9 protein-coding genes are annotated in these 12902 nt (G+C 64.2%); 2 read left to right on the top strand and 7 right to left on the bottom strand.

Annotation, left to right across the window (positions count from 1 at the left end):
• The first annotated feature begins 59 nt into the window (after positions 1–59).
• Together HGK27_RS06645 and HGK27_RS06640 are read left to right on the top strand one after the other, a co-directional pair.
• The gene (locus tag HGK27_RS06645; RefSeq protein ID WP_206239766.1) at positions 60–1265 is read left to right on the top strand and encodes a toxic anion resistance protein; all 1206 of its coding nucleotides are present in this window, start codon (positions 60–62) and stop codon (positions 1263–1265) included.
• A gap of 3 nt (positions 1266–1268) precedes the next feature.
• Positions 1269–2006, top strand: a complete 738-nt coding sequence (locus tag HGK27_RS06640; RefSeq protein ID WP_206239765.1) for a hypothetical protein — start codon at positions 1269–1271, stop codon at positions 2004–2006.
• A gap of 238 nt (positions 2007–2244) precedes the next feature.
• Here the strand turns inward: HGK27_RS06640 and acs are convergent, their stop codons facing one another.
• The 7 genes from acs to HGK27_RS06605 all read right to left on the bottom strand — a co-directional run bounded on the left by acs (position 2245) and on the right by HGK27_RS06605 (position 12671).
• Positions 2245–4176 carry an acetate--CoA ligase gene (gene acs / locus HGK27_RS06635; RefSeq protein ID WP_206242892.1) on the bottom strand — a complete coding sequence of 644 codons (1932 nt, stop codon included), beginning with the start codon at positions 4174–4176 and terminating at the stop codon, positions 2245–2247.
• Positions 4177–4265: 89 nt separating this feature from the next.
• Entirely contained in the window at positions 4266–5042 is a 777-nt protein-coding gene (locus tag HGK27_RS06630) for an energy transducer TonB (RefSeq protein ID WP_206239762.1), read from the bottom strand.
• Positions 5043–5082: 40 nt separating this feature from the next.
• Complete coding sequence (locus tag HGK27_RS06625) at positions 5083–5469, bottom strand: c-type cytochrome (protein WP_206239760.1); 387 nt, start codon at positions 5467–5469, stop codon at positions 5083–5085.
• A 383-nt stretch (positions 5470–5852) separates the two neighbouring features.
• Complete coding sequence (locus tag HGK27_RS06620; protein ID WP_241126891.1) at positions 5853–6521, bottom strand: PadR family transcriptional regulator; 669 nt, start codon at positions 6519–6521, stop codon at positions 5853–5855.
• A gap of 228 nt (positions 6522–6749) precedes the next feature.
• Complete coding sequence (locus tag HGK27_RS06615) at positions 6750–8189, bottom strand: efflux transporter outer membrane subunit (RefSeq protein ID WP_206239759.1); 1440 nt, start codon at positions 8187–8189, stop codon at positions 6750–6752.
• Positions 8189–11365 carry an efflux RND transporter permease subunit gene (locus HGK27_RS06610; RefSeq protein WP_206239757.1) on the bottom strand — a complete coding sequence of 1059 codons (3177 nt, stop codon included), beginning with the start codon at positions 11363–11365 and terminating at the stop codon, positions 8189–8191. The genes HGK27_RS06615 and HGK27_RS06610 overlap by 1 nt, the downstream gene beginning before the upstream one ends.
• 7 nt (positions 11366–11372) lie before the next feature.
• Positions 11373–12671 carry an efflux RND transporter periplasmic adaptor subunit gene (locus HGK27_RS06605; protein WP_206239755.1) on the bottom strand — a complete coding sequence of 433 codons (1299 nt, stop codon included), beginning with the start codon at positions 12669–12671 and terminating at the stop codon, positions 11373–11375.
• Positions 12672–12902 lie beyond the last annotated feature (231 nt).

Below are 12902 nucleotides of genomic sequence, written 5' to 3'. Positions count from 1 at the left end.
AGCGGCCTGATGCCCCACATCATAAGGCCATTCATGTCGTTGACGAAAAGCAGGTGCCCATGGCCTCCACGCCCACGCAACTCGATGCCCCCGCCATCACGCTGACACCGCCCGATCCGGTACCGGTGGTCGCGCCCGCTCAGGCCGCCGGGCTTGTGCCGCTGTCAAGCGAGCAGACCAGCAAGCTGGACCAGAAGGTCGATGCCTTTGTCGCCGATCTGGTGGCGCAGGATTCGGCCAGCCCGGAATTCGGCAAGCGTGTCGATCAGCTGACATCCATGGGCCGCAAGGAAATCGCGGCGGCGGCAGGGCTTTCCAACCGCTTCCTCGACCGGCCGGTGCGCGCCATGGACAAGGACAGCGGCGTGGGCGCCAATCTGCTGGCCCTGCGCAAGACGGTCGAGGATCTTGATCCCGGCAAGTCGGGCATCATGGGCAAGCCGCGCAAGCTGCTGGGGATCATCCCCTTCGGCAACAGCGTGAAGAAATATTTCGACGGCTATGTCTCGGCCCAAGGCCATATCAAGGCCGTGCTGGACAGGCTGGCCAGCGGCAAGGATGAGCTGCTGATGGACAATGCCGCCATCGATGTGGAGCGCGGCAAGCTGTGGGAGGCGATGGGCAGCCTCGAACAGATGATCCATATCTCCAAGAAGCTGGACGAGAAGATCGAGGACAAGGCGAATGACCTCGACGCCACCGATCCCGCCAAGGCCAAAGCCCTGCGCGAATCAGCGCTGTTCTACACCCGCCAGCGCACGCAGGATCTGCTGACGCAGATGGCGGTGACGGTGCAGGGCTATCTGGCGCTCGATCTAGTCAAGAAGAACAATGTCGAGCTGATCAAGGGTGTTGAGCGTGCCAGCACCACCACCGTGGGCGCGCTGCGCACCGCCGTCACCGTGGCGCAGGCCATGACCAACCAGCGGCTGGTGCTGGGGCAGATCACCGCGCTCAACACCACCACCGCCAACATCATCGATTCGACCAGCGCGCTGCTGAAAGATCAAACCAGCAAAATCCACGAGCAGGCCGCCAGCAGCACGATCCCGGTGGAAACGCTGCAGCGCGCCTTCCAGAACATCTATGACACGATGGACACGATCGACACCTTCAAGCTGAAGGCGCTCGATTCGATGAAGCAGACGGTCAACACGCTCTCGAGCGAGGTCGAGAAGTCGCGCGCCTATATCGCCCGCGCGCAGGGCACGAGCCAGGCGCAGGTGGCGCATGACACGCCCAACCTGCTCTCGCTGGAAGGCTGAGCCATGGCGGATTCAGCCCGCGATTCCGATGCGATCCTGGCCGCCGCGCGCGCCAGCCTGAACCAGCAGCGCGCCGGTGGCCGCCGCGTGCAAGGCGCGATCGGTCAGCGTTCGGCCGCGATCCGGCGCGAGGCGCAGTGGCGCCAGTTGCGCAAGATCATGATCACGCTGATCGCGGGTCTGGCGCTGATCGGCATGGGGTCGTTTATCCTCCATGCCATCAGTGCCGTGCTGGTGGTGATCGTGCTGGCGTTGATCGCCGTGGCGGTGTTGGCGCTCGGTCGGCAAACAGCGGTAAAAATCCCCAAGCTGGATGATTTGCGCAAGGCCCCCGCCAAGGCGCTGGTTGGCAACACGCAGCTTTGGCTGGAAGCGCAGCGCCCCGCCCTGCCCGCACCTGCGCTGAACCTTGTCGGCCAAATTGGCGGGCAGCTGGATTTGCTGGGCACTCAGTTGGATAAGCTGGATGAAAGCACGCCGGCCGTGGCGCAGGTCCGCACGTTGGTCGGCCAGAACCTGCCCGATCTGGTGAATGCCTACACCGCTATCCCGCAGCCTCTGCGCTCGCAAAAGCAGGGCGATGCCTCGCCGGACGAGCAGTTGGCCGCCAGCCTTGGGCGGATCAGCACCGAGATCGACAGTGTAACGCGGCAATTGGCCGAGGGCTCGATCGATAATCTCGCCATCCAGACGCGGTTTCTGGATTACAAGTATGGCGGGGATGAGGTTTCCAAGGAATAAAGGAGAAAAGCGAGGGGGTTACCCCCTCGCGCTCCCATAACGTCTTCCGACGATAGGGCAGTGGCGCCGAAATGATGCGCCCTACCTCTCCACCTGCGCCACCTGAAGCGCCGCAGGCTCTAAAAACCTTGTTGCGGCCTGCGGCGCAGCGACGTTGCTCCAACGCCGAACCCCAAGCGCAACGCAGACAAAAAATGGGAGCGCGAGGGTGTAACACCCTCGCACTTATCCCTTGTCTTCAAACCTTGGTCTTGATCAGATGATCCACCACGCCCGGATCGGCCAAGGTCGAGATATCGCCCAAAGAGGACGTATCCCCCTCGGCGATCTTGCGCAAAATCCGCCGCATGATCTTGCCCGAGCGCGTCTTGGGCAGACCGGGCGCGAAGTGGATTACATCCGGCGTCGCGATGGGCCCGATCTCCTGACGCACCCATGTGATCAGCGCCTTGCGCGTGGCTTCGTCACCCTCCACGCCTGCGTTCAGCGTGACATAGGCATAGATGCCCTGCCCCTTGATCTCATGTGGCATGCCCACCACGGCTGCCTCGGCCACCTTGGTGTGTGCGACAAGGGCGCTCTCCACCTCGGCGGTGCCCATGCGGTGACCGGAGACGTTGATCACATCATCCACGCGGCCCGTGATCCAGTAGTAGCCGTCCTCATCGCGGCGGCAGCCGTCGCCGGTGAAGTACTTGCCGCGATAGGTGGTGAAATAGGTCTGGAAGAAGCGATCGTGATCGCCCCAGACGCTGCGCATCTGGCCCGGCCAGCTCTGCGCGAGGACAAGATTGCCCTCGGTGGCGCCCTCCAGCACCTTGCCGTCAGCGTCGACGATCTGGGGCACCACGCCGAACATCGGCCAGCTGGCGCTGCCGGGTTTGAGCGGCGTCGCACCCGCGAAAGGCGTGATCATCTGGCCCCCGGTTTCGGTCTGCCACCAGGTGTCGACGATGGGGCAGCGGCCCTCACCCACCACATGATAGTACCATTCCCAGGCTTCTGGGTTGATCGGCTCGCCCACGCTGCCCAGCAGGCGCAGGCTGGAACGGTTGGTCTTTTTCACCCATTCGTCGCCTTCGCGCATCAGGGCGCGCAGGGCCGTTGGGGCGCCGTAGAAGGTCGTGACCTGATAGCGGTCCACGATCTGCCAGAAGCGGCTGAAATCGGGGTAGTTGGGCACGCCCTCGAACATCACCGTGGTGACGCCATTGGCCAGCGGACCGTACACAAGGTAGGAATGCCCCGTCACCCAGCCTACATCGGCGGCGCACCAGTAGATATCGTCGGGGCGGGTATCGAAGACATACTCATGGGTCATCGCGGCCCATGTCAGATAGCCGCCGGTGGTGTGCATCACACCCTTGGGCTTGCCGGTCGAGCCGCTGGTGTAGAGAATAAACAGCGGGTCTTCCGCGCCCATTTCCTCCGGGGGGCAATCAGCGGACACGTCGTCGCGCTCGTCCAGCCACCAGACATCGCGGCCTTCCTTGATCTGCACCGGGTTCTGCGCGTGATCCACCACCAGCACCGCGGACACATCCGGGCACTGCTCCAGCGCCTTGTCGACATTGTCCTTCAACGGCACCAGTCTGCCGCCACGGTTGCCGCCATCGGCGGTGATCACCAGCGTCGAACCGCAATCGAGAATGCGCCCGGCCAGCGCATCGGGGCTGAAGCCCGCAAAGACGATCGAATGGATGGCGCCGATGCGCGTGCAGGCCAGCATGGCAATGGCTGCCTCGGGGATCATCGGCAGATAGATGGTGATGCGATCGCCGCGCTTCGCGCCCAGCTTTTTCAGCACATTGGCAAAGCGGCAGACCTCGGCATGAAGCTGCGCGTAGGTCAGGCGGACGGTCTGGGCCGCATCGTCGCCTTCCCAGATGATCGCGGTATGCTCGCCCCGCTCGACCAGATGGCGGTCGAGGCAATTGGCCGAGACGTTCAGCGTGCCATCTGTGAACCAGCCGATGCCGAAATCGGCCTCGTCAAAGCTGGAGGTGTTGAGCTGCGTCCAGGGCTTGATCCAGTCCAGCCGGGCGGTTTCCTGCCGCCAGAACGCCTCGGGCTCCTCGATCGACTGGCGGTATTTGTCGGCATAGCTTTCCGCCGAAATCAAGGCGTGCGCCGCCCAATCGGCGGGCACGGGGTAGGTGGTGGACACGATCAGGCTCCCATTTTTATACGCACCGATCGAAACGGTCCCTCAACCGGCAGAGGCAGTCTTCGCGGTTGCAGCGCCGCCGTCAAGTGCGATCAAGGTCGAGTGGCAGAACCGTAAAACCATGATTGCCGCCAGCCATGCAATTGCTCGATCGGGCGGCCGGAGAAATCGGTTGCGGGGCGAAAACGGAAGCGCTCCAGCGCCAGTTTGCAGGTGATCGCATCACTTTCGGCATCGCCCGAGCTTTCGCGGGTGCGGCAATCATGCGCGCGCCCATCGGTGCCCACGGTGAAGACGATCAGCGCGGAATGGCCGATGCGTGCGTCACGCCCGGAGCGGGGGTAATCCTTCGCCGAATCGATGCTGCCCGATATCTGCACCAGCGCCGATCCGCCGCCTCCGCCCTGCCCGGCGCCGCTGGCCCCATTGCCGCCGCCCGTGCCGGTGGCGCCAGCGCCCGTGCCCGCCCCGGCATCGCGCATGCCTGACGTATCGGCAGCACCAGAGGCCGCCACCTGAGGCGCAGGCGGATGGACCAAAGGAATAAGGGGAACCGGCGCGATCACCGGGCGGGGCACGGCATGGGCACCGGCGGCCCCGCTCAAAGCAGCGGCTTGGGGCGCGGCATGAAGCGGCGCCTTTGTCGGGGATGGCGGCGGAGGTGGCGGTGTGTCGTCCACCACAAAGGCCGCCAAGGCGTTTTGCCTGACGGCCTGCCGCGCCGCCGGGCTCAGGCCCAGAAGCAGCACGGCCAGCACCAAGATCTGCACCACAAAGGCCAGCGCCGCACTGCCCGCACGCGCCTGCCAGCCACCGGCTCCATGCCAATGGCTCCGATCATGGGGGGCAGGATCGGCCTTCACGCTCATCCCCCGGCTTCTAGCATGCGGGGGATGAGTGCTTGGTTAATTACTTATTGCTGGCGAGGAAGGCGACGATGTTGGCGCGGTCCTTCGCATCGGCTACGCTGATCACCATCTTGGTGCCCGGCACCAGCTTGCCCGGCGCCTGAAGGAAAGTATCCAGCTTGGCAGGCGTCCAGACGATGTTCGAACCCTTCAGCGCAGGCGAATAGAGTGCGAAATCGCTGGTCGACCCCGCCTTGCGACCCACCACGCCATTGAGGTTGGGCGCCAGAGCGGTGGGCTTCTGGCCCTTGTTCAGCACGTGGCACATCTGGCACCGCGCCTTGACCAGAGCCGCCCCCGCCGCAGCATCACCCGCCGCATGGGCAGGCATGGCAGACAGCAAGGCAGCAGACACCAGACCACCCAGAACAACCGAACGCAGCGACATGGCAAACTCCCCGAATCATGCGGAAAGGTCTCCGCGTTGCGGCGGGGAGTGTCACAGGCTGGTGGCCGGGATCAATCCGCTATTCGCTTGCGGCATGTATATCATCTATCTTGTGGATCCAGGGGGATTGAAGGGAAAGGGTCATGCGAGGGGGTTACCCCCTCGCGCTCCCGGGACGTCTTCCGACACAAAGGCAGCGGCATCCGAACAGTGCGCAACCGTTCCATGGACACAGAAAAGGCGCCGCAGGCAGAATGCCCGGCGCCTTTTCTCGGTCAAAGCCTGCGGCGCGGCGAAGTGACCCTAAGGCCGAACCCTATGCGCTACGCAGACAAGAAGGGGAGCGCGAAGGTGTAACACCCTCGCATCACCCCTTTCCTTCTTCAGAGCCTTTCGATCTTCTGCGTCGCCTCATCGATGATCTTGGCGATTTCGAAGCCGATCTCGCTGTCAGCGCCTTCGCGGCTGAGGCGCTCCATCAGAGCAGCCTTCATGTTATGGACCGCGCGGCGCACCGGAGCATTGTCGGTGCGGCTGTTGGCCTCGCCCAGCTTGGCCAGACGGGCGAAGAGCGCCTCGATGGCCTCCTTGTTGGTCTCGACCTCGGCCCGGCCTGCGTCCGTGGGCACCCATTGGCGCTTGGAGCCGGTGCCGCCTTCGGCATGCTCGATCATCTCTTCGTCTTCGAGCAGCGAGAGCAGCGGGTAGAGCACACCCGGGCTGGGCGTATAGGCGTCATTGCTGCGCTCGGCGAAGAGGCGCTTGAGCTGGTAGCCATGCTCGGGCTTTTCGACCAGCAGGGCCAGCAGCATCAGCCGCAGTTCCTCGCCGGTGAACATCTTGCCGCGACGGCCACGACCGAAGCCATCGCCACGGCCACCACCAAAGCCGCCGCCGCCGAAACCGCCACCGAACGGGCCGCCAAAGCCGCGCCCGAAGCCTTCGCCATCGGGGCCATCAAAGCCGCCAAAACGGCTGGCGAAGCGCTCGCCGAAGCGGGCGCGCAGGCCTTCGGCATCGCCGCCGCAGCCGGCCATCATCATACGCATCATGCGGGCACCACGGTGATGGCGCTCGCCTCGATGTTCATGCCTTTCACCGTCGCCACCGCGACGTCCATGAAAGTGCCTCATCATGTTTTCTCCTGTGAGTCTTGTCATGAGGAGAAGATACGCCTTACTCACGATCTTTCAAGATATATCTTGAAAGATTTTTTGAGACACAAGAAAGGCGGCGTGAGGGTGATCCTCACGCCGCCTATTCTGTTACGCAAGCTGTTGTTATTCGGCGGAAACGCCTCCACCCAGCGCCTGATAGAGCGCCACCGTATCGGCAAAACGGCTGCTGCGCGCCACGACCAGGGCCGCCGCCGCCTGCGCCCGCGCGCTCTGCGCATTGAGCAGATCGAGCGTGCCCACCCCGCCCAGCTCAAGCTGGCGGCGGGTGAAGGTCAGCTGGCGCGACGCGGCATCATCGGCGCGCGAGGCGGCATCCAAAGCCCGCCCGTCGCCTGACAGTCCCGCCAGCGCATCCGACACATCAACGAAGGCCTGAAGCACGCTGGCGCGATACTGTGCCTTGGACTGGTCGAAGGCCGCCTTGGCCGCGCGTTGCTGGTTGAGCAGCTGCCCGCCATGGAAGATCGGCTGGGCGACATTGCCCATCAGCGTCCAGAACAGATTGCCGCCCGCGAACATCTGCGAGAAGGTCTCCCCCTGCCCGCCGACATTGGCCGCAAGGCTGAGCGCAGGCAGACGCGCCGCAATGGCGCTGCCCACATCCGCCGCCGCGCCCTGCATCGCGGCCTGAGCCGCACGCACATCGGGCCGCTCCGCCACCAGCACCGAAGGCACCGAAACCGGCAGATCGGCAGGCAGATGCATCTCGGAGAGCTTGGGCAGTGTCGGCAGAGGCGTGCCCGGGGCCACGCCCAGCAGTGCCGCGATCAGCGCCTGCTGGTGCAATTGGCCACGTTCCAGAGCTGGCAAAGCAGTCTCAGCCGTGGCCAGCTGGGTCTCCTGCGCCGCCACATCCGAAGCACCCACAGCGCCCAGCGCCTGCCGCTTCTTCAGCAGATCGAGCACGCCGCGCGCCGAGGCAATCGCCTCACGCTGCGCCGCGACCTGATCGGCCAAAGCCGCCTGCTGCACCACCGCCAGCACCAGATTGGCCACCACGGTGGTCTTGGCCGCCCGCGTCCGCCATGCCTGAGCAGCAGCAGCAGCGCGCGCGGATTTCACCTTGCTGGCTACCCCGCCGAACACGTCGAGCGGGAAGGTCACCGAGGCCGTCGCCGTATGCAGCGTGTAGAGCGTCTGGTTGGGATCGGCCAAGGGCGGCGAGATCACGTTCGAAACCTGAGCCCGCTCCACGCCATAGCCGACATCGACCTGAGGCAGGCGATCGCCCGCTGCCGCCCCGGCCAAGGCCTTGGCCTGACGCAGGGCAGCATCCGCAGCCGCCAGATCGTTGTTGGCCTTCAGCGCCTGATCGACCAGCGCATCCAGATCGGCATTGCCGAAGCCCTTCCACCATTGCGTGGGCACTTTGGCGCCCTCGGTAAAGTGCTGCGGCTCACCGCTGACCGGATCGACCGGCTGGATCTCGGCATTGCCGGCCCCGGTGGGGGCCAGCGACACCGGCGTTTCAGCCTTGGGCCCCAGCGAGGTGCAAGCGGCCACAGCCCCCATCAGAGGCATCAGAAGGAAAAGACGTTTCATCACGCGCCCTCCCCCTGCGCTTCGATGGAGTGATGCGGATCGCTGCCATGAGCGCCGCGGTCATTGGGGCCAACGTGACGGCTGAACTTCTCGACCAGCACGGGCAGCACCAGCAGGATCAGGATCGGGGCCAGCGTCATGCCGCCCACCACCACCAGCGCCAGCGGCTTCTGCACCTGCGAACCGATGCCCGTGGCCACAGCCGCAGGCAGCAGGCCGATGGCGGCGACCAGACAGGTCATCACCACCGGACGCAGACAGTTGCTGACGATCACATGGCGCGCCTCGGCCCGGCTGGAGCCTTCGTTCAGCGCCTGGTTGAAGGTCGTCACCACAAGGATGCCGTCCATCACCGCGATGCCGAACAGCGCCACGAAACCGATGGCTGCCGAGATCGAGAAGGCCGTACCCGTCAGGGCCAGCGCCATCACGCCGCCGATGATCGCCATGGGGATCACGCTGAAGGCCAGCATCGAGTCCCGGAAGCTGCGGAAGTTGGCCATCAGCAGGCCGAAGATCAGCAGCAGGCTGATCGGCACCACGATCTCCAGACGATGGACAGCGTTGGTGAGGTTGCCCATCTCGCCCGCCCATTCCAGGTGATAGCCCGGCGGCAGGATGACATTCTTTTGAATGCGGGCCTGCGCCTCGCCCACCGCGCTGCCAAGGTCACGGTTACGCACCGAGAACTTGATCGGAACGTAACGCTCCTGATGCTCGCGATAGATGAAGCTGGCGCCGGTGGTCAGCTTGATGTCGGCCAGTTCGGAGAGCGGCACCTGCATCATCCCGCCATTGGGATTGGTAACGCCCACCGGGATGCGACGGATCGCTTCCAGACTGTCACGCTGCTCGGCCTTCAGGCGGACCATGATCGAGAAGTGGCGGTCGGTGCCCTTCTCATAGAGGTCGCCCGGCGACTGGCCACCGATGGCGGCCTGCACCACGGCATTGATGTCATCCGGCAGGATGCCATAGCGGCTGGCCTTCACCCGGTCGATGTCGATGCGGACGGTCGGCTGGCCCAGCGACTGGAACACGCCCAGATCGGTGATGCCCTGCACCTTCTGCATCTCGCCCTTGATCTGGTCGCCCAGTTTGGACAGCTCGGTCAGGTCAGGCCCGAAGATCTTGACCGAATTGGCCCCCTTCACGCCCGAGGCTGCTTCCTCAACGTTATCCTCGATATACTGGCTGAAGTTGAACTCGATGCCCGGGAAGCGCTGTTGCAGATCAGCGTTCATCTGCTGCGTCAGCTGCTCCTTGGTGATGCCGCCGGGCCATTCCTTGGCGGGCTTCAACGGCACGAAGAATTCGGCGTTGAAGAAGCCGGTGGCATCGGTGCCATCGTCAGGCCGCCCCTGCGCCGAGAGCACGCTTTCGGCCTCGGGATAGGTGGCGATCACCTTGCGGATGGCATTGACCGTCGGCTGGCCGCCTTCAAGGCTGATCGAGGCGGGCAAGGACGCGCGGATGTACATGTTGCCTTCCTCCAGATGGGGAAGGAACTCCACGCCCAGCGAGCGCATGCCGAACATCGAAATGACGAACAGCAGCAGCGCGCCACCCAAAGTCAGCAGGCGGTTGGCCAGAGCGAAACGCGCGGCCGGCTCGTAAAGACGGCGGATGCGGCCCACCAGCCAGGTATCCACCTCATCCAGCTCATCGGGCAGCAGCATGGTGGCCAGCACCGGCGCGATGGTGAAGGTGGCGATCAGACCGCCCAGAATGGCATAGGCATAGGTCTTGGCCATGGGGCCGAAGATATGCCCTTCCACACCCGTGAGGGTGAAGAGCGGCAGGAAGCTGGCGATGATGATCGCGGCGGCAAAGAAGATGCCGCGCGACACTTCGGACGAAGCATGCAGCACCGAGGACAGACGCGTCGCCAGCGAGAAGTGGCCATGGCCGCCTTTCACATGCTCGGACCGTTCGACCATATGGCGGAAGATGTTCTCCACCATGATGACCGTGGCATCCACCACAAGGCCGAAATCCAGCGCGCCCACGGACAGCAGGTTGGCGGATTCGCCCTGAAGCACGATGATCAGCACCGCAAAGGACAGAGCGAAAGGAATGGTGATCGCCACGATGATCGCGCTGCGCAGATTGCCCAGAAAGGCCCATTGCAGCACGAAGATCAGAATGATGCCCACCACCATGTTCTCGATCACGGTCGAGGTGGTGTGGTTGATCAGATCCGAGCGGTCATAGATGCGCTCCAGATGGACACCGGGCGGCAGGATGCCGCTGGCGTTGATGTCCTCCAGCTGCTGCTTGACGGCGGTGATGGTCGGCATCGACTTGGCGCCGCGCTGCATCAGCACCACTCCCTCGACGATGTCGTCCTCCTGACCGTAGCCCGCGATGCCCAGACGCGGCTCATTGCCGATCTCGACCGTGGCGACGTCCTTCAGCAGCACCGGAACGCCGCCATTGGTCGTCACGAGCACATTGTTGATCTGCTCGACCGACTGGATCAGGCCCACGCCGCGCACGATGGCTGCCTGAGGGCCGAAGTTGATGGTCTGGCCGCCGGCATTCGCGTTGGAATGGCCGATGGCCTGCATCACCTGCGCCACGGTGGCGCCATGGCCGTTCAGCTTGTTGGTATCGACCGTGACCTGATAGCTGCGGATCTTGCCGCCCCAGCCCGTCACGTCGATGACGCCGGGAATGGCCTTGAACTTGCGCTCCAGCACCCAGTCCTGAAGGGTCTTCAGGTCCATCACCGAATAGCCCTTGGGGCCAACGACGCGGTAGCGGAAGATTTCACCGATGGGGCTGGTGGGCGAAATGCCCGGCTGCGCCCCACCCGCCAGCGTGCCCATCTGCGACAGGCGGTTGATCACCTGCTGCTGGGCCTCGTTGAAGGTGTAATCATAGGTGAACTGGATCTTCACGTCGGACAGGCCGAACAGCGAGATCGCGCGGATGGTGTTGAGATGCGGAATGCCCGCCATCTGCACCTCGATGGGGATGGTGACGTTACGCTCCATCTCCTCGGCCGAAAGGCCGGAAGTCTGGGTCACGATCTCCACCATCGGCGGCACAGGGTCGGGGTAAGCTTCGATGTTGAGCTGTGAGAAGGCAATGCCGCCCGCCGCCAGCAAGGCGACAAGGAAGCCGATGATCAGCATGCGGTTACGCAGCGACAGGCGGATCAAACTGTTCATGAGCGTATCAGTTGTCCAGCCCGGCTTCGTTCACGAAGATGGCGCCGGTGGTGGCCACCACCTCGCCCGCCTTCAGACCATCGGTGATGCGCACACGCCCACCGCTGCTGTCCGCCACCTTGACCTCGCGCGAGACGAGGCGGCCATTGCCCTGCGAGATCCACACGCGGGCGGCATCGCCCTCATGGATCACGGCTTGCGCCGGCACCGTCACGCCATCGGGCCGGTTGCCGGTGTTGACGGCATGGCGGATGGTGAAATTGGCGAACATCTGGGGCTTCAGCGCGCGATCGGCGTTGGCGATGGTCGCGCGCACCGGCAGGCGGTGCGTGGTGGGATCGAGCTGCTGGGCCACATTGTCGATGGTGGCATGGAAGACGCGGTTGCCCAGACCCGGCACCGTCACATCCACCCCGTCGCCCAGATGGACGGCGGAAGCATCGCTTTCAGCCAGCTGCGCCACCAGCCACACGCGGGCCGGATTGGCGATCGTCAGCACCGGACTGGAGCCGCCCGACTGCACATACTGCCCGCTCGACACCGAGCGCTGGGCGATCACGCCCGCGATGGGGGCATGGAACACGGTTTCGGCGTGGAGCCCGCCGATATCGCCCGCATTCTGCAGCTTGCCGATCTCGGCGCCGGTCTTGCCGAAGACCACCAGCTTGTCGCGCGCGGCGGCAAGGGCGCTTTCGGCACTGCGCTGATTGGCCTGAGCAGCCGCGTAATCGTTCTGCGCCTGCTGGTAATCCTTCAGCGCGCCACCGGCGGTCTTGTAGACCTGCTCGGCACGGGCGAGATTGGCCTGCGCCAGCTTGAGCTGCGCATTGGCGCTGGCATGCTGGGCCGTGGCAGCAAACAAAGTGTTGCGCGCATCGACCACATCGCCGGTCCGCACCTTGAGCAAGGGCTGGCCGGGGGTCACCTGAGCGCCCGCCTGCACGTAAACGTCCGTCACCTGCCCGGAGTAAGGCAGGAAAACCGGCGTCGAAAGCGTATCATCCGCCGCGATCTGACCCGTGGCGTCAGTGCGCTGGTAATCGTCGCCAGCGTCGACACGCTCAAGCTTCACGCTGGCCATCTGGCTCTTGGACAACTGCACCACACCCGGAGGCAGCGGCGCCGCCGGTTGGTCCTCATGATGAAACAGGGTTTTCCCCAGCATCACCAGCGCCGCAATGGCGGCAACCCCGGCCCCCGCCAGGATCAGATAACGCACTTGCACCGATTTGGGCAAAGCATGACGGGCATCGACCGAATCATGGCCGACACCATCATGCCCGCCAGACACGTGGTCTGCAGACATTCCAATTCCTATCCCCAAAATCGCCGGGACAATCCGGCAGATTTTGCCAAAGCGACACAGCCTTATGCGCCAGCCCGAGCGAACTCAAGCTTTCCCCTCGCACAAGACGATTCCCTGCCCTGTGACGGCAAGACAAGACAATACGGTGACTGACGGAAGCGAAAGCTGTCCTTTGGGCCGAAAAAGGTCCATCCGCCGCGCTGACGGCACGCTTCGATCCGTTTGCGGCCT

It is taken from the genome of Novosphingobium terrae, assembly GCF_017163935.1.
In the GTDB taxonomy this organism is placed as follows: Bacteria; Pseudomonadota; Alphaproteobacteria; order Sphingomonadales; family Sphingomonadaceae; genus Novosphingobium; species Novosphingobium terrae.
This window is presented reverse-complemented; position numbering and strand designations above follow the sequence as displayed.

Bases quoted from the DNA above. Each gene is read 5' to 3' on its own strand.
- HGK27_RS06625 (WP_206239760.1), bottom strand. From the start codon at position 5,469: ATGTCGCTGCGTTCGGTTGTTCTGGGTGGTCTGGTGTCTGCTGCCTTG.
- HGK27_RS06640 (WP_206239765.1), top strand. From the start codon at position 1,269: ATGGCGGATTCAGCCCGCGATTCCGATGCGATCCTGGCCGCCGCGCGC.
- HGK27_RS06645 (WP_206239766.1), top strand. From the start codon at position 60: ATGGCCTCCACGCCCACGCAACTCGATGCCCCCGCCATCACGCTGACA.
- HGK27_RS06620 (WP_241126891.1), bottom strand. From the start codon at position 6,521: ATGATGCGTATGATGATGGCCGGCTGCGGCGGCGATGCCGAAGGCCTG.
- HGK27_RS06610 (WP_206239757.1), bottom strand. From the start codon at position 11,365: ATGAACAGTTTGATCCGCCTGTCGCTGCGTAACCGCATGCTGATCATC.
- HGK27_RS06630 (WP_206239762.1), bottom strand. From the start codon at position 5,042: ATGAGCGTGAAGGCCGATCCTGCCCCCCATGATCGGAGCCATTGGCAT.
- HGK27_RS06615 (WP_206239759.1), bottom strand. From the start codon at position 8,189: ATGAAACGTCTTTTCCTTCTGATGCCTCTGATGGGGGCTGTGGCCGCT.
- HGK27_RS06605 (WP_206239755.1), bottom strand. From the start codon at position 12,671: ATGTCTGCAGACCACGTGTCTGGCGGGCATGATGGTGTCGGCCATGAT.